Annotated in this window: 26 protein-coding genes and 1 pseudogene; 10 read left to right on the forward strand and 17 right to left on the reverse strand. The window is 40.0% G+C overall.

Annotated features, from left to right (window positions below):
* Positions 1–107: 107 nt before the first annotated feature.
* The 9 genes and pseudogenes from OH459_RS24675 to OH459_RS24720 form a co-directional block, all read right to left on the reverse strand.
* A pseudogene (locus tag OH459_RS24675) lies at positions 108–940 on the reverse strand (IS256 family transposase).
* Positions 941–1,176: 236 nt separating this feature from the next.
* Positions 1,177–1,545 carry a hypothetical protein gene (locus OH459_RS24680; protein WP_017188800.1) on the reverse strand — a complete coding sequence of 123 codons (369 nt, stop codon included), beginning with the start codon at positions 1,543–1,545 and terminating at the stop codon, positions 1,177–1,179.
* A gap of 12 nt (positions 1,546–1,557) precedes the next feature.
* Positions 1,558–1,911 (reverse strand): hypothetical protein, encoded by a 354-nt coding sequence (locus OH459_RS24685; protein WP_139374639.1) that lies wholly within the window; start codon positions 1,909–1,911, stop codon positions 1,558–1,560.
* A gap of 168 nt (positions 1,912–2,079) precedes the next feature.
* Positions 2,080–2,352, reverse strand: coding sequence for a MafI family immunity protein (locus tag OH459_RS24690; protein WP_017817642.1), 273 nt, complete (start codon positions 2,350–2,352; stop codon positions 2,080–2,082).
* Positions 2,352–9,185 carry an RHS repeat-associated core domain-containing protein gene (locus OH459_RS24700; RefSeq protein WP_422485142.1) on the reverse strand — a complete coding sequence of 2,278 codons (6,834 nt, stop codon included), beginning with the start codon at positions 9,183–9,185 and terminating at the stop codon, positions 2,352–2,354. Before OH459_RS24700 ends, OH459_RS24690 begins: the two co-directional genes overlap by 1 nt.
* Complete coding sequence (locus OH459_RS24705) at positions 9,185–9,574, reverse strand: hypothetical protein (protein WP_017188798.1); 390 nt, start codon at positions 9,572–9,574, stop codon at positions 9,185–9,187. The genes OH459_RS24700 and OH459_RS24705 overlap by 1 nt, the downstream gene beginning before the upstream one ends.
* A 15-nt stretch (positions 9,575–9,589) precedes the next feature.
* Positions 9,590–9,928: a hypothetical protein gene (locus OH459_RS24710; RefSeq protein ID WP_017188797.1), complete on the reverse strand. Its 339-nt coding sequence runs from the start codon at positions 9,926–9,928 to the stop codon at positions 9,590–9,592.
* A gap of 789 nt (positions 9,929–10,717) precedes the next feature.
* Positions 10,718–13,438 (reverse strand): LPD7 domain-containing protein, encoded by a 2,721-nt coding sequence (locus OH459_RS24715; RefSeq protein WP_269989229.1) that lies wholly within the window; start codon positions 13,436–13,438, stop codon positions 10,718–10,720.
* On the reverse strand, positions 13,432–13,785 hold the full coding sequence (locus tag OH459_RS24720; protein WP_017819266.1) for a plasmid mobilization relaxosome protein MobC: 354 nt from the start codon (positions 13,783–13,785) through the stop codon (positions 13,432–13,434). The genes OH459_RS24715 and OH459_RS24720 overlap by 7 nt, the downstream gene beginning before the upstream one ends.
* Before the next feature lie 244 nt (positions 13,786–14,029).
* On the opposite strand from OH459_RS24720, the gene OH459_RS24725 reads away from it, so the two are divergent.
* From OH459_RS24725 to OH459_RS24735, 3 genes are read left to right on the forward strand one after another with little or no spacing between them, the layout of a single operon-like run.
* A complete protein-coding gene (locus OH459_RS24725; protein WP_050923350.1) occupies positions 14,030–14,530 on the forward strand; it encodes a hypothetical protein in 501 nt (166 codons plus the stop codon).
* Positions 14,531–14,532: 2 nt separating this feature from the next.
* On the forward strand, positions 14,533–15,231 hold the full coding sequence (stbB, locus tag OH459_RS24730; protein ID WP_017819268.1) for a StbB family protein: 699 nt from the start codon (positions 14,533–14,535) through the stop codon (positions 15,229–15,231).
* A gap of 9 nt (positions 15,232–15,240) precedes the next feature.
* Positions 15,241–15,654 carry a hypothetical protein gene (locus OH459_RS24735; RefSeq protein ID WP_017819269.1) on the forward strand — a complete coding sequence of 138 codons (414 nt, stop codon included), beginning with the start codon at positions 15,241–15,243 and terminating at the stop codon, positions 15,652–15,654.
* Positions 15,655–16,030: 376 nt separating this feature from the next.
* Here OH459_RS24735 and radC read toward each other — a convergent pair whose 3' ends face one another.
* Positions 16,031–16,519: a RadC family protein gene (radC, locus tag OH459_RS24740; RefSeq protein ID WP_017819270.1), complete on the reverse strand. Its 489-nt coding sequence runs from the start codon at positions 16,517–16,519 to the stop codon at positions 16,031–16,033.
* Between the two features lie 349 nt (positions 16,520–16,868).
* Between radC and OH459_RS24745 the strand changes: the two genes are divergently transcribed.
* Positions 16,869–17,201: a hypothetical protein gene (locus OH459_RS24745; protein ID WP_139374638.1), complete on the forward strand. Its 333-nt coding sequence runs from the start codon at positions 16,869–16,871 to the stop codon at positions 17,199–17,201.
* Positions 17,202–17,324: 123 nt separating this feature from the next.
* A complete protein-coding gene (locus OH459_RS24750; RefSeq protein ID WP_017819271.1) occupies positions 17,325–17,621 on the forward strand; it encodes a hypothetical protein in 297 nt (98 codons plus the stop codon).
* 145 nt (positions 17,622–17,766) lie between these two features.
* Here OH459_RS24750 and OH459_RS24755 read toward each other — a convergent pair whose 3' ends face one another.
* The 4 genes from OH459_RS24755 to OH459_RS24775 all read right to left on the reverse strand — a co-directional run bounded on the left by OH459_RS24755 (position 17,767) and on the right by OH459_RS24775 (position 20,612).
* Positions 17,767–18,048 (reverse strand): hypothetical protein, encoded by a 282-nt coding sequence (locus OH459_RS24755; protein WP_017188789.1) that lies wholly within the window; start codon positions 18,046–18,048, stop codon positions 17,767–17,769.
* Between the two features lie 253 nt (positions 18,049–18,301).
* Entirely contained in the window at positions 18,302–19,504 is a 1,203-nt protein-coding gene (locus OH459_RS24760) for a replication initiation protein (protein ID WP_017188788.1), read from the reverse strand.
* 425 nt (positions 19,505–19,929) lie between these two features.
* Positions 19,930–20,340, reverse strand: coding sequence for a hypothetical protein (locus tag OH459_RS24770; RefSeq protein ID WP_017819273.1), 411 nt, complete (start codon positions 20,338–20,340; stop codon positions 19,930–19,932).
* Positions 20,341–20,399: 59 nt separating this feature from the next.
* Positions 20,400–20,612 carry a hypothetical protein gene (locus tag OH459_RS24775; protein ID WP_017188785.1) on the reverse strand — a complete coding sequence of 71 codons (213 nt, stop codon included), beginning with the start codon at positions 20,610–20,612 and terminating at the stop codon, positions 20,400–20,402.
* 153 nt (positions 20,613–20,765) lie between these two features.
* Between OH459_RS24775 and OH459_RS24780 the strand changes: the two genes are divergently transcribed.
* From OH459_RS24780 to OH459_RS24805, 5 genes are all read left to right on the forward strand, one after another.
* Complete coding sequence (locus tag OH459_RS24780; protein WP_017819274.1) at positions 20,766–21,428, forward strand: helix-turn-helix domain-containing protein; 663 nt, start codon at positions 20,766–20,768, stop codon at positions 21,426–21,428.
* A 164-nt stretch (positions 21,429–21,592) separates the two neighbouring features.
* Positions 21,593–21,838 carry a type II toxin-antitoxin system CcdA family antitoxin gene (locus OH459_RS24785; RefSeq protein WP_017188783.1) on the forward strand — a complete coding sequence of 82 codons (246 nt, stop codon included), beginning with the start codon at positions 21,593–21,595 and terminating at the stop codon, positions 21,836–21,838.
* Positions 21,838–22,155 carry a CcdB family protein gene (locus tag OH459_RS24790; protein WP_269989240.1) on the forward strand — a complete coding sequence of 106 codons (318 nt, stop codon included), beginning with the start codon at positions 21,838–21,840 and terminating at the stop codon, positions 22,153–22,155. Before OH459_RS24785 ends, OH459_RS24790 begins: the two co-directional genes overlap by 1 nt.
* Before the next feature lie 688 nt (positions 22,156–22,843).
* Positions 22,844–23,926, forward strand: a complete 1,083-nt coding sequence (locus OH459_RS24800; protein ID WP_269989244.1) for a hypothetical protein — start codon at positions 22,844–22,846, stop codon at positions 23,924–23,926.
* Positions 23,927–24,496: a hypothetical protein gene (locus OH459_RS24805; RefSeq protein WP_079324947.1), complete on the forward strand. Its 570-nt coding sequence runs from the start codon at positions 23,927–23,929 to the stop codon at positions 24,494–24,496.
* 120 nt (positions 24,497–24,616) lie between these two features.
* On the opposite strand, the gene OH459_RS24810 is transcribed toward OH459_RS24805, so the two are convergent.
* The 3 genes from OH459_RS24810 to OH459_RS24825 all read right to left on the reverse strand — a co-directional run.
* Complete coding sequence (locus OH459_RS24810) at positions 24,617–25,177, reverse strand: restriction endonuclease (protein WP_017819279.1); 561 nt, start codon at positions 25,175–25,177, stop codon at positions 24,617–24,619.
* A gap of 154 nt (positions 25,178–25,331) precedes the next feature.
* The gene (locus tag OH459_RS24820) at positions 25,332–26,210 is read right to left on the reverse strand and encodes a hypothetical protein (RefSeq protein ID WP_017819280.1); all 879 of its coding nucleotides are present in this window, start codon (positions 26,208–26,210) and stop codon (positions 25,332–25,334) included.
* A 155-nt stretch (positions 26,211–26,365) separates the two neighbouring features.
* Positions 26,366–26,630 (reverse strand): hypothetical protein (locus tag OH459_RS24825; RefSeq protein ID WP_269989251.1); only part of this gene is annotated, 265 nt, incomplete at its 5' end.

Here is a 26,630-nt window from a genome sequence, read left to right on the forward strand (position 1 = left end):
TTTTGGACATAAATCATTTTCGCAAAATCGAATATTAGCAAAACATGAATAACTTAAGGTATGGCAAAGTGAAAAAAGAGCTATTGTCAAATGTGGCGTATAGAGGATCATGCTGTAGCTTGTTGATGAGCCTCCATTTCTTTCACTCCATCGCTGAAGCGAACATCTTTCACAACATCCGCTAGTAGTGCAAAACCTCGTAGACGACGCCACTTTGTCTCTGCACTGCACATTAACTTGTAGGCCATCATCAACGTAATCTTTCTGTTTCCACAGTTCTTTGTTTTGTTCGTGCGTAAACGTACTGTGGCGAACATCGATTCTATTGGGTTGGTTGTCCTGATATGAACCCAATGCTCTGCTGGGTAATCGTAGAACGCCAGCATTTCAGCTTTATCTTTCACTAAGCAGTCGGTTGCCTTTGGATACTTGGCTTCAAAGCGCTTCTGGAAGGTAGAGAAGGCGTGATAAGCATCATCTCTAGTTTCTACCATCCAGATATCTTGCAGTGCTTCCTTCATTCGTGGTTGTACGCTTTTGGGCACTTGTTAAGCACATTCGCCGTCTTATGTACCCAGCACCGTTGCTGAGTCGTTTGAGACCAGCACTTAGCAACCGCTTTCCAGAAGCCAAGCGCGCCATCTCCGATGGCGAGCTTCGGTGCTAACTGTAATCCCTGCGCTCGTAGCTGCTCAATGAGTTCCGTCCAACTTGCTTTTGACTCTCTATGACCATCCAGAACGCCAAGGACTTCTTTGAGTCCAGTGTCATCGACACCAATGATGACGAGTAAGCAGAGCTTATCGTCCATCCTAACGTGACAATAAACACCATCAGCCCAAACGTAAACATAGCGATGCCTACCGAGGTCACGCTTACGCCATTGTTCGTACTCAGCATACCAGCACTCTTTGAGGCGACAGATGCTGTTAGCTGACAGGTCTTGTCAAGCAGAGACTCCAGAGCAGGCAGCATATCGCCCGTAGATATCCCCTTGAGATAGAGTAACGGGAGCTGTGTTGCAACGCTCTTTGTTCGCTTGAGATACGGTAGTATCAAGTTGCTATTAATTTGACGCCATTTAAAAAGCGGCTGAGAAAAGCCCGCGAATGCGGGCTTTGGTTGGTGGTAGTGATTGTCATCAACTCCGGTCCTTTGTTCTGAATGGCTCTGACTTTAAATCCAAATCCACTTTACAGGTGATGACGTGACTTCTAGTTCACCCCAATCGCCCGACAGAAAATACTGATCATTCGATAATTGAAAAACATCAATATTGCCATAATCTTCTTCACCGGAAACATCTTTAAATGGAGTTTCGTTTCTACTTATCCATTTAACGCACTTTAAGCCTTGAAAAACAATCTTCCCTTTCTTATAACAATATTGCTCATCACTCTCAGGTGGCGTATACAATGGGTGATTCTCTGTTAAGACCGCTTCAACAATAAAAGAAATTTCATTGGAAGATTCATAAATACCCAATACAAAGCTATCTTCAAAATAAATACCAGCAAAACCTTCCCAGTCATAATAATTACTCATAACACAGCCCCCCTATAAATCAAAGTCAATTGGTGTGTGATTTTCAGAACTCTTACGCGTTACTTGATTGCCAGCAGGATTTACCCTTTGACCACTAGAAGTTTTAAGCTCAACATGGGGACCAGCACTACCAGGTGCACGTTGACTTCCACCTTTAATCGTTACCCGAGCCACTCCATTTTCATCAACCATTTTCAAAGGACCGTTTGCTGTTTGGGTGGATTTAAAACCTACCGATTCCGCTTTTGCTTTTATGGCGCTGGCTGTGGTTGAACCATCAGTTTTTATCATGCTTCCAACTTGCTGCCCACGCCCCCCCTTTGTACCACTTTTTCTACTTAATACCGCCCCAACAGCAGCCATCATAGTAGCTGTTCGATACGCATCCCTAATGTTTTGACTGTTAGCATCCAAGTCTCTTGCAACAGAGTCAATAACGTCCTGCGACGCTCCCTTATTTATTAGGAGGGCCAATTAGAGCACTCATTTCATCAGCTGTTTTAGGGAAAGTTCCACTCTTTGTAACATTAAATCTTAACTATCAGCTACAAAACCCACTAATCTTTCCTCAACCGCCTTACTGTCCAACTTCATTGCAGCCGCAGCTTGCTTAGCCAGCTCTAGCATTTCATGAGAAATCGTTTTGGATTCTTCATCAACAATATCAATAAAAGTTTCGAGGGCTAATCCATATTCCCCAGCATCGATGAATTCCTGTACTTCACCAGACTCAGATTCACTAAATACATTAACTAGCAGAGAGAGTAATCGTCCCAATAGTTCTTCAATAATTTGATAATCGGTCATTACCTTGGATTCCTTGGTACATTAGTTGGAAAACCAGAAACAATATCACCGTTCCTTTCTTGGATTACGCGAATGTCTATTCCGTTTCGTGTGCCCTCAGTGATGGTTCTACCTCCTCGTCCATTCCTACGAATCGCATTTGGGTCAGTCGCTATATCTGAAATTTCGTGCATGATCTTATCATCGGACCAGCCTTGCGGAAATTCGCTCTTACCAGGTTTACCTGTACCTGGACGATGGCCTCCACCTGTAGCATCGCCATCAAGAATATGCCTTCGGCGCTGAGGGCTCGCAAGATCAACAAAATCATCTGCACCCTTTGTACCACTTTTTCTACTTAATACCGCCCCAACAGCAGCCATCATAGTAGCAGTTCGATACGCATCCCTAATGTTTTGACTGTTAGCATCCAAGTCTCTTGCAACAGAGTCAATAACGTCCTGCGACGCTCCCTTATTTATTAGTGCAGCAACAACCCATGCTTTTGCAAACTCACTCTGTGAACCGAAGTCCGGTTCTTCATAATAACCATAAACAGATACAACCTCATTAAACCCGTCACGAGGACCATGGTTAATGCTAATTACTTCAACCCAACCACTCCTATTTTCATCTTGATGCTCATTCTTATCGCCCCCATTTGCAGAATTCATTCCTGAGAGACTACCATCGGTATTACACGTACCTGTTACTCCATTTCCATCTTTATCTTGGAAGTAGTAACCGCTCGGATCCGTGTACTTTAACGGGTTGTTATTAACGTAAGTATACCGATTAAAGCTAAAAGTTTGGAAAGGCGCTTGGACAAACGGATCCGCACTTAGAAAACGACCTAACTCTTGATCATAGATACGACCGTTCATGTGAATCAAGGCAACTTCCGCAATTTCCTCATGCCCAGTATACCCTCGATTGGTGATCGTCGACTGAATAACATTCGTTATACTCTTGCTTTGCCATAAGACGTGACGTTGTTTCCCCCAAGTATCATAGCTACGTTTCTCAACAATCAAGCCATAACCATCGGACACCATGTCTACTGAATCTAATGCGTCGTAATGTAGGTAACGAACTTGTTTGTTTTTCAGCTGTTTTTTGCTATCGAGTGTCTGAGTGTTTAAAGCAATTAACTTGCCGTCAGCAAAGATAAAGTGCTTATGCTGAATCTCTCCAGTTTTTTGGTTCTTCTCTCGCTCATAAGTTTTACCGAAGTAAAATGTTTCTGTTCCATCCGAACTTCGCTTCAGATAGCGCTCATGATTGGCATCGTAAGAAAACTCTACTGACTTACCATCTCGGACAATTCTGGTTGGCTTATTAAATGGTGACCAACTTATCGTTCGTTTGTTTGACGTATTCCCCTTTGCCTTAGCGCTAATCATGTTACCGGCAGCATCGTATCGATAATCAAGTCCGTTCGCGCTTGTTACTGCGTGTGGACCAGAGCCGACACCTGAGTATTGATAATCCCCAACATCAGATTTGTAACGTATGTTCCCCAACGGATCATAACGGAAGGTACGTTTACCTGTTAAATCTGGATTGTTGACACCATGTCGCGCCTTATCAACTAATACTACAGTGTTGGATTCTACTCGGTCGAGTGCATCATATGTCCAGACGTCAGTGATACCTAATTGTTCATCAAAACGCTCCGTGACGTTATTGTGTTTATCATATTGATAGCTCAAATAGCGAATGTGTTGGTTTCGAGAAATCGCACTTAGTGTATCAGAGCTATATACTTGGTTTCCTTGGTAAGTAGAAATAGTATTAACGCGACCAGTATACGCATCATACTCATAGGTGTTCATCAATCCGTTGCCAAGCATCTCATTAAGCGTATGGTCGAAAGCATCTGTTGCTTGGCGCTGCCAATAATAAAGGTAGGCTTTATTTTTGCTCGATGCTGATATTTCAGCATTCGTCAAAATGGTATCTAGCATATCAGCTTGGCTGATATCATCATCAGATTTACAGTTTTGGCGTAACTTATTATCGATATGTCGACCCGCTAATTTATTTGCGAACTCACAATACAAACCACTCAACTGTGCCACTTTTTCTGATAACCCAATTAAGCCGGTAGCTAAAGCCTTATATTGCTTATACTGAAGCTCAGCAACATCAGCGGCTTGCTCTAAATCCTCTGCGGCAAACAAAAGCTCACTTCGTAAGGCTTTATCTGCTTTAACCCCATTTGCCTCGCTTTCGCGCATAATGTCTGGCGTGCCATTACCATCATAATCTCCGGAAAGTTTCATATTGTAAGATGGAGTTAACTTAAGTCCTTTTAACGCATTTTCATGGATGCGAGTCGCTTTTGTATTGTATCCTTGTAAGCCACTAAAGATTGGCTTCCAAGTATCTTTATCTTTCTGAGATGAAATTCGATAGACGTCATGTCCTAATGTAACATCAACAAGAGTACTAACTCCGCTATGCACTGTCGTCCACTTTGTTGGTCGTAAGTAACAAACACCTTGTTTATCACACCATTGCTTATAGCGAGGATGTGCTTTAAGTAATTGAGCAGAAGAACGGTCTAAATTATATACGCCTATCGTTTTTTGTTTATATTCTGCACGCTTGTCGCGAAAGAACCGTTCTTGTTTAGCATAACGGTTCGCTCGTCCCAGGAATATATTTGCTTGCTTAATAGCCTCATTAATTAACTGGCGAGTTTCTTCTCGAAACTTAACACTGGTAAAAATATCATCTGCAAAACTACGAGGACTTCGAACTGCCGCTAAATAACCGTATTGGTTATACAGGTACTCCACGGCTAAACGTTGGTTGTCTAGCTTACCTAATGCTTTTGTCAAGGTTAAGCCATCAGGTCTGATTTCCCGAGCTATACGCTCAAAGCCATCATAAACATATTGAGTTGAAAAAATTTCACTTCCAACTGTCACCGCTTTTTCTTGTAACAATCCTGATAGGTTGTAGAAATAATCGGTTCGTTGCCCTTTACCACTCATCCATGAGACAGTCCCCACGGCCCCCCTTTCGTCATAACCCCAGAGAGATGTTTCGCTACCTTCTTTTTGCTTAATCTTTCTACCTAGCGAATCATAGTTAATCGTAGTGACTACTCCATTTGAATCGCGTTGATAAACAAGCTGACCTAAAGCATTATATCGGTAATTCCACAAACCAATATCCGGGTCATCTAACTCCATTCGATAACCCAAACTATCATATTTAATCAGTGTTGCATTACCATCTGAATCAGTAGTGCGTCTTAATTTTCCATCGGGAAAATAGTCATACGTTTGGTAGGAGCCCAGAGGTTCATCTTTTCGAATCACATACCCCATTACATTATGAGTCGTGCTTTGCTTGAAGCCTCTTGCATCTGTTTTTTCTGTACGGAATCCGAGATATTTAGTAATGAAGACGGCAGAGCCACCTCTATTTTGGGGTTCAGAACGACGTATTTCGCGATTGTAAATATCATAATCAAAAACGACTCGCGCAGGTTTACCTGCTTGCTTAAGAAACCTTGCCGCCGTTACAAATCGCTTACGTCCATTTAGATCCCATTCAGTATCAACCACAACCCATCGACCATCAAACGCACGGTGCAAACGTCGAACTTCTCTATCGGCGTAATCGTAATAGGTTAGACTTTGTGAGCCATCAGCCTCTTCAACTTTGATACAATAAGAGGTTGAATCTAACGCTTCAATACATTCATTCGCCAAAAAAAACTGTTTTCGAGTAACATTATTTTTACCAGGTAGAGTAATTCGGTTTTCTCGACCAAAAGCGTCATATTCAAACGTAGTATTCCGGTTATATAGAGGAATTTTTTTTGCAAGAACCCGCCCTTGAGAATCATATTTCCATGCTGTTACGTGTCCCTTTGAATTTATACTTTCTTTAAGTTTCAAACCATTTCTTTCATAACGATAAGAAGTCGAACGAGGAGGCAACTCACTACCAGAATATGTTTCTCGAACAACATTACCCCAGATATCATACTGATATGATGTCAATAAAAATCGTTTTCCATGGTCACCAACATTATAATAAGAAGAGCCATATGTTTTTATACTAGAAAGCAAGCCTAAATTATTATATTCATACTCTAGTTTATTGCTTAATAAAACCCCAGTATTCCAATCAAGGGTCAATTTTGAACTTTGTTTTAACGCATCAATTTTCCAATAATCATCATTGGAAACATTATTAATATTATCTAGTTCATAGGTATAAGTTTCGTTAATGGTGAATGTATCTCGCACCTTTAAACCATTGCTAAACCTACTGCTCTTTTTAATTAAAGCCCCATACTCATTAAGAGTATATTTATACATATTTGTTCTTTGCAAAACGCCTTTTTCATAGATTTCTTCTTCAGTTAATCTTGGATATACCTGAAAATTACCGCCATTAGCTCGAATTACATTATATTGATAAGTAGTATAAGAGGTCTTATCCGTCGATTGATGATTAAATAACTTATTCTCTTTACTTTGCTTGTAAACCGTCACACTTTTCAGTTTACCGGCTTTTTCTCGATCAATTTGGTTAAACTCACTAACTGTCGTTGTAGTTACAAAATCATATTTCGCGAACCAAGGGGCCTTGTGAGAGAGGACTTCCGTAATCCTCGAAAAACCAAGAAAACCTCCGCCAAGTGCGTGTGACTTCGCACCTTCATAACGATATGTATATAACATCGACTGGTAGCCCTTAGGCATTTTCTCGACAGTTGAAACCAGCAGTTTATTTGGAGTGGTGTTTATAACTGGGTACTGATAATAACGTTCTTGAGTATGCACAGCCTTATCAGAAGCAGGCTTATAGTCAATATTAAAAGTTAAGGCATGTTCTTTTATAACTTGAATACGATCGACTGCTGTGCCCTTCGATAGATAAACTTTCGAAGAACGATATGGCGGAATATTTTGCTCATGAGTGACGAAATCATCAATACCATCACCATTGATATCATCCACCAAATATATCCCTCTAGGTAAGTCAAATAACGACTTCTTAGAAAATACAGATTCCTCACCTTGGTTTGTATATATCTTCCCATCGATATATACATCTAAATAACCATCATTGCTGTAATCAATAAAGTTAACTTCGATATTAGTACGACGATTATCTAAAGCAAAGTAGTGTGTTTTTGCATTCTTGAACACCTTACCATCAAAAAACTGAGTTCTTAATTCAACTCGTCTTCGAGAATAATCAACATTATACGAAACAAAATCCAAATATCCATCTAGATTCAAATCAACAAAGCGATAATTATCCCATCCAGAAGGGGAATAAATATCAAACTCTTTATGTAACTTGCTAGAAAGACCAAGGGTTAGATAATTAGTTCTACTCTTTCGATAAGAATAGTCATCGATGCCATCATTATCAATGTCAGTGGTAGAAGTAGGATAATAAGAACGTTTTGAAATATAGTTATCATGATTACCAAAAAATGATGTTTCTTGACTTGGTATAGCTCTAAGTGTTTGCTTTCCATCGCCATTAAAATCTCCCGCAACATGAGTTTTGGCATTATATTCAACCAATACTCCGTTATTTCCCGGCATATAACTTGCGAGTGTATAATCGCTATCTAAAGTATAATAATAATCGCAGCGATGAGAGCCATCACCATCTCGGTTACAATGCCTTTTTACTTTAGCTGGCTTTACGATCGGTTTATCTAAACTGCCAACCAATGTACCTCCTTGCCCTGGAAAAGTAGATTGACCGTTGAGATCTTTAAATGCACCAAGTTTTGATGATGTAGAGGCTTCCACTATACCGAAGGACTCTTTATTTCCATCCCGGTCTACATCAAAATATTTAACTTCAGCTAAAGGCAACGATACATCAGGGTTTCTTGGGACCGAAGCACTGCTTTCATTTGCTTTTGCCTGCACCCATTCAAAAGTGATCGGTGTACTTAAGCCTCGAGGTAAATTTGAATATGTAATCTTAGAGAGTAAGCTTCTATGCGTGTAATTCGAATATTGATAGCTAAGTTGATAACGACCTACTTCTTTATTATCCGCATCGTAAGTCACGACAGCGTTTAAACGTTTGAAACGATTTATTCTACTACCATATAAAAACCAAAATGCTCTATCCCGACGATCTTCATAAAGAAACTCGATTTTACCGCCTGTGTACCTGATCTGACTAAGTCGATGAGTTCCAACCTTATTGTCTTCACTATAAAGATAATTGATGTGGTTAGCTTTCGTGATATCCGTTTTTTTATTTAATGCCCACTTATAAACAAGAGACTGCCCGGATAGTTCTACTCGCGCATCTTTGGTCACACCATATTCAAGGATACTTCCGTCAGTTTTCCATATTTTAAAGTACGCAGGACCATTACCACCAGTAGAGCCAAAAGAAACAATTCTGTCATAACCATTTTCTTCGATACGATATTCTGTAGAATCGGCACCATTACTACCCTTTATTGCAATAAGGCGTTGTCCATCCAAACAAAAACGGTCATTAGCGTTAAAGTTCACACCTCCCCAAAGTCCATCAGTAGCAAGGTTTTTTCCACAACGATAAATTACTGATTGACCATTAACCTGCCATCCCATCCCCATGATGCTATTCGGCGCATCACTTCGATAATCGAGGCTTAACTCAGGCTGGTAGCCAGCCCTGCCGGAAGAAACAGAAATTGGTAACGTATAAGTAGCCTCCCCTCCGGAAGTTTCATATTCACCGGACAAGTTCAAACGGTCTAACTGTAAAGCTGGCGCTTGGGCTTCTACTGTACCTGCCGTTAAGCTTATCGATAAAACTGCGAAAAGCGCGACTTTTTTAATACAACATTGTTTAAGCACTATTCGTTCCTTTCATTATCTAGCGAGAATTCTTGTAATTTCTGAAGTTTACTTAGCTGTTGCTTTAACTCGACAATCTCATCGGAGTCCACATAATCTTCATAAGGGATTTCGTCATAGAGAGCTTTTAAATCAACGTTTAACGCGCCTTCTTGCAAAGAGGAAAACTCTTCCGATCCAACCAAAATTGCTTGCTGTAGTTGAATTACGGGGGAAGGAAATTCAGCATCTTCGCTTAATGTTGTACCGACATCCTTCATGCTTGTGTTCCCAGCATTTAATAGTTCATTTTGCTTCGCTGGCAAAAAAAAAGATGGGTAGAAATGCGTAGTAAGCAGGACAAAAACAACGGTCATACCAATCATTAAATGACGAATGTATCGATTCATATAAGCAAGCTCTAATTAAAGATTAACTTTAAAACTGGCAACCGTTATCGAACAGTCTGTACTTTGCTCTTCTTCATACCTTAAACGTATCGATTTACTTGCCATGAAAGCCGCAATCATGACGCTCACTTTAGTTTCGTAGTTCTGGCTAGATGTCGGAATAAGAAAACGACGATCACCGTCGCATGTTGAAGTAGAAGAAGATTCACTTTCATTCGTGACATAGAAGTACAACCCTTCATCAGCGGGATAAAGTCCTTTGATGTTTAAATCAGAAGAGTTTTTCCATCCAGAGGCTAAACCAGGAGCAGTAAAACCTAGAGTTAAAAGCGAAACAATTAGACATTTTTTCATATCAAAACCTATAAAATGGTGGTTCACAACGAAGACTATTCACATATATAAACAGCTCAAATTTGATTACAAAGCGTTAACCTATAATCAAAAGTTAAGACCAATTTGACTAACTCAATATTGATTTTCATGGATAGGAACCTAGAAAGGGTCACTTCCATTTCCAAAATGAATATAATTGATAATAATTATCATTAACACCAAAAGTGAAACTAATTTTATAAAATGCCAAGAAGATCAAAAAGGGAACCATGAAATCTTCACATGTAAGTTGAAAAGAAGTCAGGTGAAGAGCTTAGAAACGCCAAGCAGATGTTCTAGAAAACATCGCAACTAGACGTTGAGTATGCGATTGAGGACAAACAGGTTTTTTCTGGAGGTTGTTGCTCATTTTTCGAACCAAATAAGATAGAAATAACCTTTAAATTCATACTTTTCAACTACACTTCTGGCATAAATCATTAATAGAACAGGAATTTGCCACACTTAGAATTGGCATTGCTTTTATATTTAACAACTGGGCATATAGCCCAGATGCTCAATTAGAAATGTTCAGTTTTATGAGTGACCCTTAGTTTTGATATGTAATATCACTGATGGTTTTGGATCCCAAAGAAAGGTGATGAAAGCCTTGCGGTGACACTTTTAGTTAACTGCCCCCACCATATAACGATTAAGGGGATTTTTTGCTCCAATTGTCTCTAGGATTAAATTGGAGATAAGGCTGAAAGCGATAACCAATAAAACTACAGAATGCGAAATCCGCTGCCACAATCAGAGCCTACGTTACTATTTTATGCGGCAACTTTGTTTTTGCGCGCGACTTTTGTCGATGACGTTAACCTGCGCATCGTAGTTTTTAGGCACAGGTTGGACACCTTGCGCTTTCTTTTGATCTATCAAACCAGACTGCACTTCTTTAATGGTGTAATGTTTCAAGAAAGCATCTTTCTTTACAATTTGCTCGACCGTGGATTGTTCAAATCGATTTGGCGACTTGCCGTTTATTGTCACTTGCAGCTTCTCGCTGATCTCATCCCACTTATAATCGAGTTCAAATTTGGCAGGTTTGAGCACCTCTTCTTTAAGTTGCGTGTTCGCAGCTTCATAAGACACGTTATCTTTCAGAGCTATTGCCACTTCGCATTTCGAACCCGCGCTATCCATCGTCTCAATAATAGCGTCACGTTTTAACTCTTCCTTACGACGAATAAAATCCGCCTCCATCTTCTTATCAACAAACACGATATTTAAGTCCTTGCTCACAGCCACATCAATGACTTGCTCTTTAAACTCCTTTGTCCCATTGATTTTCACCACCCCAAACTTTTCGGCAGCAAGCGTCAGCGCGGCTGCAGTATGGTTAATATCAGCTTTTTTGCTGTGCATAATTATTTTTTCACCGTCATCACGAAACACCTTGTCGCCCGTGTTCTTATCCGAGAAGTCTACATACCGTTTTGCGTCGTTCTTACTCGCGACTAGGTCATTCATGCTCAACGTGATCTGCGCGGCAGTCTCTCTCGCCTTCATGATGCGCTTAGCACTCTCGACGGCGCTAAAGCTCTCGTTAGCTGAAACGATAGCATTATCTTTAGCTTCTGGTGCGCGATGGCGCTCTAGTTCGTGTAGTGCCATAGGTAACTCTCCAATGTGCTCTTTGCGTTGCAAGTGTTTGAGCAATCGGATGGACTCATCGAGCGGGTTCTTTTTACCCCAACCTTGAGTAACTCTATTGCTGGCAAACACGATGGAATTGACGGCTTGCTGCTCTTGGCGAACTCGTTGCTGTTGCGCGAGTTGCTGCCTCTGCTTGCCGTAAGTCGTCTTTAGGATTTCTTTGGTTTCATCCCAACTCAGCCCCATGTATTTCGTGCAAAAGTCACTGACGTTATAAGCTCGCGTTTCAGCTTTTATCCGCACAGAGCCATCTTTGGCCTTAAAGTGGCTGTACTGGTCTTGGACTAAGCCATGAGAGTCGGAAAGGTGAGAAAGTAGGCTCTCGGCTTTTAGGTTTTGCCTGATAGTGCGAAAGCGACCGAGTTCGCTTTGCTCTTGCTTATTTTCTTGGAAGGTGTCGAACAATTGCGTCACGTAGCTCTCGCTATGTTGCGCCTTGGCTTTGATGCGCTTGATAGTTGCCAGTGTCGCGTTCGGTGAAGGCTTTCGGTAAAGCGAAAGTCGAACTACTCGTCGTCGAGGTTCATAACCAGCCCGTCGCAATTGAGGACTTCGACTGGTTTGTTTGACTGCCAAATGATCCGATGCATTATCATGCAATAGTTCTGTAGGACAACTTCCCCGTTGTCCTCCTCCTGTAGCCACATTGAGTTCGGACATACTTGGCAAGCCGTTGGGGATGTCGGTAAATCCTCTTGGGATGCCTCGTTCAACACCAAGCTTTCGATCACGCGCCCGTCTGCTCGTTGGAATATTCCGCTGGCTTGCTCCGGCGCCTCGTTCTGAAAGTCCGGTTCCTGTGCTTCGTTCAGAAAGTCGGGCTCCGGTGCTAAGGTTGTATTGTCGGTAATATCGCTCTCGTTGCTCATTTAAAAACTCCCCTTTTAGTTGGGTTGGCAGCGCCTTGTATTGCTCGCGCAATTTGGGGGCTGCTTGGTGAATGTACTTAACCTCATGTGACTTGCTGTTGACCCACTCATTAACCAAGCGGTTCACTTGCTTTTCGCTCGGCTTTTCCCGTTTAAGTGTTCGATGCTCGATAAACTCAGGGCGAAAACAACTGTCCGTTAAACGAACATTACGCGTTGAGCCGTGAGGTTTGATTTTGAGGTATTCGTCCGGCTTTCCGACCTTACCTATCGAGACTTCACCATGCTTCGCGAGCTCTTCTTTGAAAGCGGCCATAGTGGTGATGTTTTTGTCTTGGATAACGTCAAACAGCTCAGACTTGAGTTTGGCGTTCGCGCCTTTGAAGTTGTCACCTTTGTAACGCGCCAATAGTTTCGATTGGTCGATTTTAAATACACGCTGATTATCAAATGGTGATACCAAGTTAAACTTTGAATTAATACGCTCTTGGATAGCGTCAAAATATTCCAAGTTTGTTTTGTAGAAACCATAAGGATTCAGGTTTTTATCATCGAGTAGATTTTTCTTAGGTATTACAACATGAACATGAGGAAAGCGCTCTACTACTTCCCCTGTACTCTTATCTTCGTAGGACTTAATTTTTGGAACATGAATCTCAGCATAAATATTAAATTCTCCCTCTGTGTAAGAAGACATAATATTTCGCTTATATTCCTCATATACTTCACGAATCTTTTCTTCTGAAATATCCCTTTCAGCAAAGCTCAAAGTGACATGAAAATAATTTTCAGGTTTATCTGTTTTCGCCATTGTTTTAATAATGGTATCGGTAATAGATAAATCCCCATCAATACAAATACGTTTATCTAATTGGTCACGGTGCATTTCGCGGTCGGACTTCATTCCATCGCGCAAATACTCAGCAATGCCATCCTTACCACCACGAACTCGAACTAACATTTATCCATGCCTTTTTCAAAAGCCGAGCGAACACCAATCAACTCATTCATGATCTTGAGGTAGTTTCGCTCACTAACCACTTCGCCACGGTAAGCTTGGTTGAGCTTCTTGGCGATCTGGTTAATGTTATTCGAGGTTTTATTGGCTAGAAAAATCATGCGTTTTTGAGCATCAGTTTCCTCAACTGAACCGCTCACCTCCACCATATTTTTCTCGTTTGATAAAATAACTTTGCGAAAAAGCTCAGCCTTTTTTATATCAAAGTTTTCTATAACGGTTTTAAAGGGTTCATATTCAGAAGGTGTTAGTCTTGTTTGAATATGAATAGTGGCACTTTCTTTTTCCATAATTAAACTCGTAGAGTTTCAGGGGTTCAAGGGGATGTTATCCCCTTGGCACGCGAATGTATACATTCGACAGCGTGCCTATGGAAATAAAAAAGACCTGAAACGGGTCTTTTATTTCCTCACATTGACTTTCAATATTATCCACATTACCTCATGATGTTCTCACAGGTAAAAGAGAAATATCTCCGGATAATCTTCACATTGTATCCGTTTTGTATTCTCATTGTCTTTCAAGGTGTAATAAATGGACATAAATAAAATCACTATTGAAACCGCAAATAGTATCAAAGAGAAGCTAACTCAAGGAAAAAGGAATAAACAGAGCATCATTGATGAGCATCTTTCTGATATAGAAATACTGAGCAAATCAGGAGTCAGTTATAAGGAACTGCTGAGTAGTTGTGATGTTCCAATTGCTTTAAAACACTTTCATTCACTGATTTTTCGCGCAAAGAAAAAGCGTAAAGCAACCTCTATTGAAAACAAAGTAATGCCAATACCTGTTACTTCTAGTGACAAAGTAACAAGTCAAAAAAAACTTTCACCTGATACTAATTTAAAAAAAACAGGTCACTTTTCTAACTTGGATTGGGAAGAAATTGGCATTCACAATGAATATCTAATTAAAGTCTTGCAAGAAACTGACCTAACACCGAAAGAAGTAAAAAGTTGGAATTGCCCTAACCAAATTCAACTGAGTACGCGAATCAATGAATATCGCATGCGTAAAATGAAGAGGAAATAAACATGTACTTAAATATTGCTGTCGTTAACAACTCTGGTAACGTAGGTAAATCTACCATCTGTGACATCTTATTAAAACCAAGATTAGAAGGGGCAAAGGTTGTCAAAGTCGAAACCATTAATTCAGATGGAACGAACGACGAAAAAATTTCAGCAGAGCAGTTCGAAGACGTACTCAATAAAATGGATGAACATGATTGCTCAATCATAGATGTTGGATCTTCCAACATCGAAAACTTTTTATTGAAAATGCAGGAGTTCAAAAGCAGTCATGAAGATATTGATTACTTTTTAGTCCCTGTAACTCCACCCAACAAACAACAAGTGGACTCTGTTACTACTATTCAAAATCTAATGACTCTTGGTATAGAGCCTGAACGCGTTAAAGTTATCTTCAATATGGCAAATAAAAAACTGGCCGTCACCAAAGAGTACGCAGAATTTTTAAGTGGTATACCTTCTGGTATTTCACTCTCAGAATATCCTGTCGTCTTCGAATCCAGTGTGTTTGATTTGCTCGCAAAAATAGATCGCCCATTTTTGGATGTATTAAATGACAAGAGAGATTACCGTACGCTAATTCGTCAAAGTGAATCAAAAGAAGAACGCAATATTCTCTCGTTTGAGCGTTCGGCGCATCGCCTCGTCAATGGGTTTAATGATGAGTTAGACCAAGCATTTTCTGCGTTAAAGCTAATCTAAGGGGGTGCCATGAACAACCTTGCCAAAATAACTAAGGAGCTCACTCTTGATGAACTCCACGAACTGCGAGAAACGGTTCTTGCATTAAGTGAGGCCATCAAGCTCGTCCCGAGCGAGTTTGATGCCTCGTTTCAGCAAAAAATAAATCGTGTCCTCGATATCACCTGCGAGATGGAACAGCACAGCAGGAAACTAAGATCTGCTATCGAGCAGTCACAAATAATGTTTAGTGACTCACTTATTCAACAGTTGCAAACTCAAAATGAGCAACAATTAAAAGCCATCGATAAACGAATATCAAATAAGCTAAGTGGCTACATACCAGTAAATAAAGGGTTCTTCTTCACCGCCTTATTTGTCAACGCATTATTCGTTAGCAGTCTGTTGGGAACGGTATTCTATCTACTCGCATTCGTCTTGTGAGATAGGGAGCTAAATTGAGAATTAGAAACCAAGCTAAAGAAAGGTGAACATTTTGGAAGACATCGACTACAAAGCGTCGGTATCTATTGCGTACTTACCCATTACCGACCCCATACACCTTCCTTGCCCAGACATGGAAGGGGTTAGTAATTTTGATCCAATAAAAGCTCATAGATCGTGTTGTTTGATAGCAGAAATAAGAAAAAGGTACGGACTCCAGCGACAAATTAAAGTTCAGCCTAAACCCTTGACTTATGTTTGTACAGAGTGCGGTTGTATCGAACCGTGGGGAACCGTTAACAACGGAAATCCTTAACTTAAGCTCGCTTAAAACATCAAATTTCATTCATAAGCGAAAAACGGCCGAAGCCGCTTTTTAAATCCAGCCACGTTCTGCGAACGAAACTGTGTTTTCAAAAGAAACGACAAAGTGATCAAGGACTTTGATATCAACAAGTGATAGTGCGTCGATTAAGCAGCGCGTAATACGACGGTCAGCTTGGCTCGGCTCCGCAACACCAGAAGGGTGATTGTGATAGAAAATGACGGCTGCAGCATTTTCAACAAGTGCTCTTTTGACGACTTCACGAGGATAAACCGAGGCTGTATCAACGGTCCCAGTAAACAACTCGGCACAAGAGCGAGCTCGGTGCTGGTTATCTAAGAAGATAACGCCAAAGACTTCATGCTCTCTAGTCGCTAATGAGTTTTGACAAAAGAGCTTTACCATTTCAGGAGAACTGAGAGCTGGTTGCTCACTAATAAACAGCTTTGACTTTAGGATTGCGGCAGCATGAGACAATACTTCCTGCTCTTGCGCGGTAAATAATGACGTATCTGTATAGTTGAAGGTTGATTCAGTCATGGCTTATATCCTTGTGTTCATGTTGTTTTCGCCTGACTGTCCGATCTACTGTCGTGGTTCTAATCTGCAAGGGCGCGAAGCGGCTCTGCCCTACCTTGCCGGTTAGGTTCTGATAGTAGACGGTTCAAGGGAATGCGATGAATGACTGAGCACAATAAGGATAGAAACTTGAGTTAACCTAAAATATGAGATCACCGTTACAAATGGGCTCAGTAAAGTGAATATAGCTAAGGACTGCACGCATAATTAATAGTGAGTTTTTAATTTCTGATAAGCCTCTCTAATTAGACAGCCAATCCAATAATTAAAGGTGATAATATCAATATTCTAAATACCAAAGAGATGACACGTGACTAAAATCGAATATAGATATTTAAATACCAAAAATATCAAAGTGACCTTGAAATTTACACAGCCCATACACCTTGCACATGAAGTGGTAGAATCGCTTGAGTATCAATCAACGGATAAAGTAAATTTGAATATTCCATGTCCTTGTATTGGATGCATAAAAGGCGGATTTGATATATCGACAGATATTGAAAGCACCGTAAAAAAACAAAGACAACACTTGTACATAAAACGAACTTGTCAAGGATGGCAAGAAAACCAATACTCCAGCAAAAGCGATTGCTCATGCAAATTAGAGTGCGATATTGCAATCAGCAACTCACAACTGTAACAGCGCGCGCCAGGTTCACCTACAACTCGTATCATTTTTAGCATCAAGTTACTTTACGTTTGCAGGGTGCTCCATTACCAACGTAACCCACACCTCAAAATTACACGATATATAGAGGCATGAATGAACCAATATAGAAGCCTAGTATCAAAGCTTATTAAAACCATAGAAAACACTGATGCCTTAGGTGAATTGAAACAGGAGCTTATCGAGAACTTAAAAGCAGCTAAGGATATCCTGAACCCAATCGACTACGATGCGCTTAAGCGCATTACAATTAGAGCTTTAGTGTATGAATGTGGAAGTACTGAAGACTTAAGTGAATTAGAGTCATTGATTAATGATGTACCAACCGATGTTTTATCTGCGGAAGATTTTAGCCAGATAACAGAATTAGCTGCATGCAATCGTTGGATGTAGCAAATCCTTAGAGAGTATTTTTTATGTTAGTTTAATAACTACTCGCTATCGTTAAACTGGAGATGTGACTCATAGTGAGGATAGCTAGCGATAGCAATCCTCACTAGTAATTTAAAAGTTTCATCAATTATCAGTTGAACAGCCTTTAATCATCAATAAATAGATTTAACTTATCTCGACAGTGTACCATCCTGATAATGCTTGATACCGCTTTTTGAGAGTCAATCTCTAGCAGTCCTTTTGTATCAGCTAAAATTAAGCCTGTTATGTAAACTCCTGCGACCCGAGTTTTTTCACTAGCTTCACTGCTGGAAACTCCATCAATGACAACTTCTAAAGCTGATAGTACAACATCGTTTTCTTTTTGGTTTAACATATCAACACCTTCGTGAATCAATTGATTATGAATCACACCTTCTTTATTCATGTGTTGAAAGACAGCATTGAGTAAAGGGTGTCGAACACCACCTATCCAACATAATGCATAGAGACAAAGAGAAAGATAACGGTACTCTTTTTCACGTCAATAGTATTTAGCAATAAAATGAATCTTAAGCTCATCTTCGAAACAATCGGAAAATGTTTCCATATAAAACCTCTCGATCTTTTATAAAGGATATTTCTTAACAAACAAATACTGTTAAACATAGATATGTAAAATTTCTCTATTGCCCTTATAACTAACCATCAACGACATAAATGCTCTCTTTCTTAAGTGCTCGCTCAAAATCATTGGATGTGCACGTTACACTTACGCCATTTAAAGAAACATTCTTAACGGCTGTTATCTGATGTACAGCATAAGGACCACTTTCCTTCAAACCTTGTAGTGATGAAATGGGGAGAATTCGAGCATCTTCAACAGACTCAATCAATGGTTGAATTTCATTGAAATAACGACGCACGGTTTTTCGACATAGACAAGCGGTTTTCGCAACTAGCGTGATGCTAAGTGATTCCCCCTTATTCAATAGATATCGACTGGCGTTTATCACGCGCTTTTTAGTTTTTTCACGCCTTACTTGATGTGTTCTCGCTGCAGCTAAGCTTTGCCTTTGCTTAATGTTTAGGTCGCTCGACAGATTCATCACTCCCCGCTTTACATGCGAACAAGCGTAATACTTATCCCAAGTCCACCGAGCAATACTTTTAACCACAGACTGAACTTCGCTATGCCTCAAAGGAGTCTGAGTATCAAACGAGTGGTTCTTGTATGTTGCAAAGTAACTGACACGACGCTTGAAATTCTCATAACTCCCTTCCCTACGCTCGCTCTTTACAATCGAATAGGCGTAGAGACGAGCATACTCAAATAAAGTGCAATTACGGGAGTGAGACATATCATCTAAACTAGCGGGTTGACGCCAATGCAAAGCCGCTTCAACTTCTACAGAGTCAGCTAACTCACCAAGCTCATAAATTTGGGAATGAAGTTCGGTTGTTTGCCACCATGGATGAAAAGGCGTCTTAGCCACTGGTCCTGAATACGCAAGATCAGCTTTGAGGCGTAGAGCCATAGCTTGATAAATAGCTTTGAGATATTGGATAGGTTTACTTCTCGCGTTGTCACTATTACAAACAGGAACAATCGCATAGTAAAGGTGGGCTTTGTTACTGTGTCGATTTCGTACAATGAGATTAGGAGGTGGTAACCCTTCATCTTGCCAAATGTAAGGGTTGGGGATTGCTTGGTCATCATGGTCAATGTCGAACACTAACCAAGAGAGCATATCTTTACGATTCACCTGCATATAAGGCCAGCGGACAGCATAATGCCTTGGTCGAACAAGCATTGCAGTTTTATTATCGCTGCATCTAGACAGATACGGGGCTTCATCGAGCAAACGCTGAAACGAGCTGCTCGTTGTTTTTAGAGGGAGCATAACAACCTGCCTAAAGTTATTTAGTCATGGTTAGGAAGCAATTGATAACCTTCACAGGCATACTCTAGCCAACACTATAATAATCCCGACGCACAGAGGTAACCTTCGATATTGGGATCGACTGTAGAAACAGGGTCATTATTAATGTTGAAGGGCTCAAGACTTAGAGGGGGTCTTCGCGTGAGAGCACCCTCTAGTTTCTATGAACAAGGAGATATGTCATCCTTTCGTCTCGCTTGCAAATGTCTTAAGAGCTATACCAGCTTGGTTGTGTATATCACGCCAAATCCGAATCAAATTACTTTGACACGCCTCTTGTCCCTCGACTTGGTTATCTCGATACTTAGCGATATTTAGTGATGCTACGTTCTGAAGATGGAGTGCTTCATCAACGTTGGAGATTGGTATCTGAACCGTTAGATAACTCATGCGTTGCCCCCCATAGCGCCTAAGCAGTATTGTTCAAACTGGAACAACGCTTCATCATCGAAATGTCCATGGTCTCTAAGAGTGAGCATCTCCACAAACAAGCTACGATTATTGAAATCCAAATAAGACCAATGATGAAGTTGCGGTACGCACTTAACATTTCCGGAGCGATACCAACTGACAAATGAATGGGAGAAGAATACACGAGCGCGCTCTCCCTCCATCGCGTCGCGTATTTCAGCCAAAATGTCTGATTGAGGACGATGTACCTCGGGAGCAGACAGTTTCTTTGCAATAGCCTCAAGATATTGCAGTATTGTTTGCTGTTCTTTCGTACCGCTTTGCCTAAAGAGTTTTTGTATCTGCTCTATTGACTGATTCAATAAAAATAGTTCTAAACTTTCCATACTAACCTCCACGTCATAGTATGATGAGTGCATGTTCGAAAAACGTCCATTTGAGTAACTCAACCTAAAACTGCAATAGCTTCACGAGCTGCCATCTCATGCATTGCAACCATATTTATAAGTGGTTTATCGCGAGGTTTGTTCTTAGGTTTAATAATGACGCGCCCCTGTTCAACGTACTGCTTGATGGTACCCATAGGCAAACCGGTGATGCGTGAGTACTCTTCATAAGTCACATAAGGACTTAGGGGTGGTATCTTGTAAGTTAACATGGTGATATCCTTATATTTATATCTATCTTCATCGGTTGTTGCATGCTTTGGTCGGCACGACGTCCGAAAACAAATTTAGTATCGATCCGATTTTACGTACGATCAACTCAAACCCGTACAAATTTGAAATCAATCACAATATGGTGAACGTATATGAGTTTTGAATTGTCGATATTTGATTACATCAAAGGCGAGGAATTCACTGAAAAACTTAAAGAAGTCAATGGCGTTGGCTCTCTTGGCGAACTTGCAAATATTTATAATGTACCGAAGACAACGTTTAGCACTTGGAACTCACACAAGAGAAACTCACACGAGTTAGTGGTAAGAACTCATTTACGTACAGGCATTCCAGTTCAAGAACTGATTCTCCCAAAGAGCTTCCCTCTTACTGAGCTGCATCATTCATTTTGGGGCAATCAAGAAACATCTGAGTCAGGCATTACCTCATCTAATCTAGAGTTGCAGAATCCTCAGTTAGCTGTCTTAGCAATTAAGAGCTTCTGCCTATCGAACGGTCAACTTGCACCAACTGGAGAAATTCCATATGCACAACGCATGTTCAACTCTTGGGGTTTGGAAGCCAGGAACACCATTGAAATAGAAACTAACGAGGGTCGTTTTCTTATAGATAAAACACAGAACGATGCAGTGAGTGGTGAGTATTTGATTGATATGAATGGACGTCTGTCCATCAACCACATTCAACGATTACCACACAAATTAGCAATCGTGTTTGGTAACTCAACTGTTGAAGTGTCTGAAGAGGATATAAGGGTAATTGGTCGCGTAGCGGTAGCGCTGGAAAAGAAGTAACTGGTTAAAACCATCACCTTTGACAAATAAATGTATGGCAGCGCTCCTCGGAAGCGTGAACAAAAAGAAAGCCCCATACTTGCTGAATCTCTCGTAAAGAAATTGTTATATTCCTAGTTTCCACCTATAATCAATGCGCACCAACAATACGCATAGGATGACTTATGAGAAATACATATCGCACAAATGCACCTAAAAAAGCTACAAACCTAAGTCTAAACAGCGAGTTACTCGCCGAAGCTAAGCGCTTAAACATCAACTTATCAGCAACAATGGAAAAAGCTTTGGAAAAAGAAGTCAAACAACAGCTAAAAGTCGAATGGCTAGAGCAAAATACTGAAGCCATTGAAGCTTGCAATGATTTAACTACAAAGCATGGACTATTTTCCGATTCATACCGAGTATTCTAATGTCACAATTTACGCTTTATAAAAACAACGACAAAAGCACCGCTAGCACTTACCCATATTTCGTTGATGTTCAAAGCGAGGTGCTAGATTCATTGAGTACTCGCTTGGTTATTCCCTTAACTCCTATCGAGCTTCTAAAGAAAAAAGCCCCTAGCCATCTGTGTCCTACAATCCATATTGACGAAGGTGACTTTGCGATTCTTACTCAACAAATGGCTAGCGTTCCAACTAAACTCCTTACGACCCCAGTCAACGAGTTAAGTACGTTCAGAAACGAAATTATCGCCGCTATCGACTTTTTGATTACTGGCATATAACACCTTGTCAAATAGTGAGCAACACCACCACTAAACCTAGCCATACCACCTTAAACACCAAACTCAACGAGGGACTAAAAACGCCACGTGTTGTGAATCACTCTTGAACAATTTGTTAAGCGACGTTTCTACGTTTAACTTCTTTCTCATACGAAGATTCGTTGTATAGCCAGAGAGCCCAAAATGCGAAAAACATCCCGATCGTGTAAATGGAATAATTTAGAGCATTATCCGATAAGAAAATCATAATGCTTGCCGCATCTGAAGATGGATAAAGGAAAATTACATTGAAAATTATGTACAAAATAGATGTGAGGAAAGTTGTTCTAAAAAGCCAATTTAAACATCCTTTCTCTCGAGATTTTTTCCAATTATCAAATGCTTTACCATTCATTAACCCACTCCTTTTCTGTTAACTGAGGCTAGATTCACGCCAAGTTTCTATCACGACTCTATCGTTTATCTAATGTCGCCTAACGCCCTGTTAAGGTGTGAGCAACGCAATACCAAAGCCGCCGCATACCACCTTAAACACGAAACACAACGCATAGTGAAAATGCCACGCGTTGCGAATCACTCTTAAATGCTTTGTTATGACTACAATTTCACTAAAGCTTGATGTGCAACAGTGACAATAACCTCAAGTTAATATAGCATCCCATAACTTTCACTAACTAGCACTTCTTCTATGCTGTCAACTGAACCTGAAAAAGACGAAATTACATTTAAAACCAAAACTCTACATTACCGCAGAGCCCAGATATTTAACTATGACGGTGCGTATAATCTAGAAGAATTATTGACCAGAGCTTTGGCTAAAACACCTAAAGTAGGACAACGTTACCTTGAAATCTTCTCTGACGATACGGATAGTGAAGATGATGGTGAAGATGTTGTTAAGTCCAAATTGTTCATAAACCACCATACAAAATTATGGGGTATACAGTTCTGTGATTTACTGAAATACACTGACAATACCAACATGAACGTGGTAACTGTAGATACAAGTGCCGAATATCTTGATGTCGAACAGGTTGCACCAACTGATACTGATGACGGAAAAAAACGTGAGTTTTTAGATAGCATTATGTACTTAGGTGTATTTAAGAATCACTTAGCAGTGATTCAATCCGCAACATTGAGGACTAGAGACTTAGAAAACTACTTGAACTGGTACCTACAAAAAGCGGGGGTGTTAGATGAAGGAAGAGTTTTGCTTTCAACAGAAGTACCGACAGAACTTCAAGAAAAAATTGCAGCTAATGACACAAAGTCTATTAAGATCGGAACACCACTTGTAGACACTGTTAATAATGAACCGCTAGCAAGTGTAAAAGAACTTGAGACATTTGATACCAAAAGTGTCTCTTTTACACCTAAAGGTCGTGGTTTGGACATGCTCTTAGGAGCATTTGGAAGTAATGAACTTCTTGAAAAGTTTGGCATTGATACCAACCTACTAGTTCAAGATGCTGTTGATGGTAGCGATATACAAGTATCGTTGGAACTAACCTATAAACGTAAAGCTTCAGCAAACTCGAAAAAGATTCTAAACAGTGTGACGACAGCAATGAGACATGCTCACCCTGATGATGTTGTCGTAGAAATCGATCAAGTGGGTAAATTAACAGGAAAAGAACTTAACATAAGAAAGAATCTCAGTGTCAGATACTATAATGGTGCTATAGATCCTGAAGATTTATATCTAAAGATTAGGAACTGGATGAAAGACCAAATTGAACTTGATGAGATCGAGGCTGAAGGTAGCTAAATGCTAACTAAAACGAAAATTTACATCACTGTATTTGCACTAGTAACTTTCGTAAGTTACTGGTGTTTATATGGAAAGACAGATTTGCTGAGTGAGATAGTTAAGAACATGCGATTCATCGCAATGGCATGTTCAATTTTCTTTTCTGGGCTAATTTTGTACGTAAAAAGTTCGTTAAAAGACCTAGGTAAGTTAGATAAGCTCCGCTCAAAAGAGCTAGTTACTATTAGCAACTTTACCAACGAATGCCATAAGCGAATTTGGGGACAAATCGTGTTTTATGCATTTGTATTTGTCTATGCCCTGATAATGACTGTATGGGTTTTCGAAGATCAAGTTTTTCAAGCACTTAACGTTAGTATTTTTCTAGGTTTACTGGTCGTTGAATTCCTAACTTTAATTGCAACATTCAAGTTAGACCAAGAAATCAATCAATTTAACTCTTTTATACAAGTAAGAGCGAAAAAGATTGAAGAAAAAGAAGCTGCTCTCGAATTACTAAAGGCAGATGACGCTTTTACGGAAAAAGACTTAGAGCATTTCAAGAAACGACGCAAAACTCACTCGTAGTCATAACGCCCAATTAAGGTGTGAGCCACGCAACCACGACACTAAAATTGGACGCCGTAAACACTGAATTTGACCCAAGCTAAAAATGCCAAGCGTGGGGAATCACTCTTAAATTGTTTGTTATATTTTTTGTAGCGTATCACCCAATGAGGTCGCATATTCTTCAGTTAACAATTTCATACCGTACTTTTCATCTCCCTCATAGGAGATAACTTGACCCGCATATCTAGGCAGGTTTAACCAACTTGGCGGAGGTGTAGAAACCCTAGACTTTGTTTCATAAATAGCTTCGCCATCCATGACTCGAACCAAGGCAATACCATGCTCCTCCGCAAATTTAATTGCGCCAGATTGGAAACCAGTCGTCGCAAAAATGAAGCCCTTATGACATCCGGTCGATTGTAGCTTTGCATGTAATAACTGAACTACATCTCGTTTAATAGCGTTCTTATGTTTTTTACACTCAATAAGGATTTTAAAGGTAGCTCCAAAGTGTTCAAATTCGGCATAAACATCAATTTGATACTGACCATCATAAGCATTTAACTTTTGATCATGCTCAACACGTAGATCTGTAATTTCATGCCCCGAAGCCTTAAACCAAGAGCAAACTTGTTTTTCAAACTGAGTTGGGGTGATATCTACGTAACTTTCATCCCACGGAGCAAGCCTTTGTGCCATTGATAAACCTCGAAATTTGAATAAAAATATAACACCCTGTTAAGGTGTGAGCAACGCAATACCTAAGCTGCCGTATAACACCTTAAACACTAAAACCAACGCACAGTAAAAATGCCACGCGTTGCGAATCACTCTTAAATGCTTTGTTAAGTTTTTATACGATCAATCTTGGTATTCGTATACCATTAGGCATGCACACTGAAAAGCCGCCGAGTATAGAAAGCTCACTCATCAAGTTAAAACCAGCAATTTGATAACTATTTTTATCACTTTTATCTGTCGATATGAAAAACTGTTTTGTATCTAAGGTATTCGATATACACACTTGGAGAAAGCCCCCAATAGTTCCACTATCCTCTTCTAGAATGGAGTCAAGTGCATATATTGGGGCGTAATGTATTGGCTTTTTATTCGATATGAGTTTTGCTTTTATACCGTCAATACTGCCAGTAACACGTTCCTTTTGATCACCTAGCACAATACATTCACCATCATTTAGTGATTTCTCAGAAATATCAAGTACCGTTGGGTTAGCAGGCGAGTTCCGTAGCACAATAGTTCGGTATTCTTTTGTTTTAGGGCAACAACCAAATACCAAAAACTCGCACCTAGCACTATTTGGAAAGCTGAAACCTAGACTGGATATGTATGTTTCACCAAGCTTCTTACATAATTCAGAAATTTCCATGAGTGACGGTAACTTTTTTTCATAGGGGTAATCAGGTTGATCGTAGTAATGTAATTCTGATAAGTTACCAACAAAAGTACTTAACATTTCCCTCACGTTACTACCAATTAATGTACTTCCAGCAAACCCAAATCCGAACCTAAATATGCATTTAGGATTACTTCGTTGGATATCTGAATCTTCATAAGTAAACGCAGATATTGATGTTACTTTTGGGCAGTTATCAGTCATAGTCGAGCCACCACTAGAAACCCTCGTATCACTGACGACCCACAATCCATCTCCCAGTACCCAAGCAAGACCTTTTTCTTGCTCAACATTTCTCCAACAAACAATAGATGTCATCCAAACTCCAAAAAAACTTAACGCCGCGTTAAGTGGTGAGCAGCGCTACCACCCTACCTAAACCATTGTGCCGTAAACACTAAATTCAAAGCAAACCGAAAATGCCAAGCGTTGGGAATCCGTCTTAAACGCTTTGTTATATCACTTATGCATATTTAAATTACTGAATCAAAAATAAAATCATCAAAAGGAAATTCTAGCAACATCATCACAACCTGACTAGTAATCAAAAATTTAGATTGAGCTAAAACTTGCTTATTCTTTTTAACTTTGTCAAATATACGATTAATTTTTTTGATATCACTTTCAAACAAAATTGAGCCTAGTAAAACCTTTAAATGATCTGCTTCATCCTCATTATTTAAAGCTATTTTGTAGGACACTATTAATGCACAGTATAATGCATATTTTAATTTCAAT

Source organism: Vibrio sp. MM46 (genome assembly GCF_027587135.1).
Lineage (GTDB): Bacteria > Pseudomonadota > Gammaproteobacteria > Enterobacterales > Vibrionaceae > Vibrio > Vibrio harveyi.

Coding starts and splice junctions, on each gene's coding strand:
- OH459_RS24680 (WP_017188800.1), bottom strand. CDS start 1,545: ATGAGTAATTATTATGACTGGGAAGGTTTTGCTGGTATTTATTTTGAA.
- OH459_RS24685 (WP_139374639.1), bottom strand. CDS start 1,911: ATGATGGCTGCTGTTGGGGCGGTATTAAGTAGAAAAAGTGGTACAAAG.
- OH459_RS24690 (WP_017817642.1), bottom strand. CDS start 2,352: ATGACCGATTATCAAATTATTGAAGAACTATTGGGACGATTACTCTCT.
- OH459_RS24705 (WP_017188798.1), bottom strand. CDS start 9,574: ATGAATCGATACATTCGTCATTTAATGATTGGTATGACCGTTGTTTTT.
- OH459_RS24710 (WP_017188797.1), bottom strand. CDS start 9,928: ATGAAAAAATGTCTAATTGTTTCGCTTTTAACTCTAGGTTTTACTGCT.
- OH459_RS24715 (WP_269989229.1), bottom strand. CDS start 13,438: ATGTTAGTTCGAGTTCGTGGTGGTAAGGATGGCATTGCTGAGTATTTG.
- OH459_RS24720 (WP_017819266.1), bottom strand. CDS start 13,785: ATGGAAAAAGAAAGTGCCACTATTCATATTCAAACAAGACTAACACCT.
- OH459_RS24725 (WP_050923350.1), top strand. CDS start 14,030: ATGGACATAAATAAAATCACTATTGAAACCGCAAATAGTATCAAAGAG.
- stbB (WP_017819268.1), top strand. CDS start 14,533: ATGTACTTAAATATTGCTGTCGTTAACAACTCTGGTAACGTAGGTAAA.
- OH459_RS24735 (WP_017819269.1), top strand. CDS start 15,241: ATGAACAACCTTGCCAAAATAACTAAGGAGCTCACTCTTGATGAACTC.
- radC (WP_017819270.1), bottom strand. CDS start 16,519: ATGACTGAATCAACCTTCAACTATACAGATACGTCATTATTTACCGCG.
- OH459_RS24750 (WP_017819271.1), top strand. CDS start 17,325: ATGAACCAATATAGAAGCCTAGTATCAAAGCTTATTAAAACCATAGAA.
- OH459_RS24755 (WP_017188789.1), bottom strand. CDS start 18,048: ATGAATAAAGAAGGTGTGATTCATAATCAATTGATTCACGAAGGTGTT.
- OH459_RS24760 (WP_017188788.1), bottom strand. CDS start 19,504: ATGCTCCCTCTAAAAACAACGAGCAGCTCGTTTCAGCGTTTGCTCGAT.
- OH459_RS24770 (WP_017819273.1), bottom strand. CDS start 20,340: ATGGAAAGTTTAGAACTATTTTTATTGAATCAGTCAATAGAGCAGATA.
- OH459_RS24775 (WP_017188785.1), bottom strand. CDS start 20,612: ATGTTAACTTACAAGATACCACCCCTAAGTCCTTATGTGACTTATGAA.
- OH459_RS24780 (WP_017819274.1), top strand. CDS start 20,766: ATGAGTTTTGAATTGTCGATATTTGATTACATCAAAGGCGAGGAATTC.
- OH459_RS24785 (WP_017188783.1), top strand. CDS start 21,593: ATGAGAAATACATATCGCACAAATGCACCTAAAAAAGCTACAAACCTA.
- OH459_RS24790 (WP_269989240.1), top strand. CDS start 21,838: ATGTCACAATTTACGCTTTATAAAAACAACGACAAAAGCACCGCTAGC.
- OH459_RS24800 (WP_269989244.1), top strand. CDS start 22,844: ATGCTGTCAACTGAACCTGAAAAAGACGAAATTACATTTAAAACCAAA.
- OH459_RS24805 (WP_079324947.1), top strand. CDS start 23,927: ATGCTAACTAAAACGAAAATTTACATCACTGTATTTGCACTAGTAACT.
- OH459_RS24810 (WP_017819279.1), bottom strand. CDS start 25,177: ATGGCACAAAGGCTTGCTCCGTGGGATGAAAGTTACGTAGATATCACC.
- OH459_RS24820 (WP_017819280.1), bottom strand. CDS start 26,210: ATGACATCTATTGTTTGTTGGAGAAATGTTGAGCAAGAAAAAGGTCTT.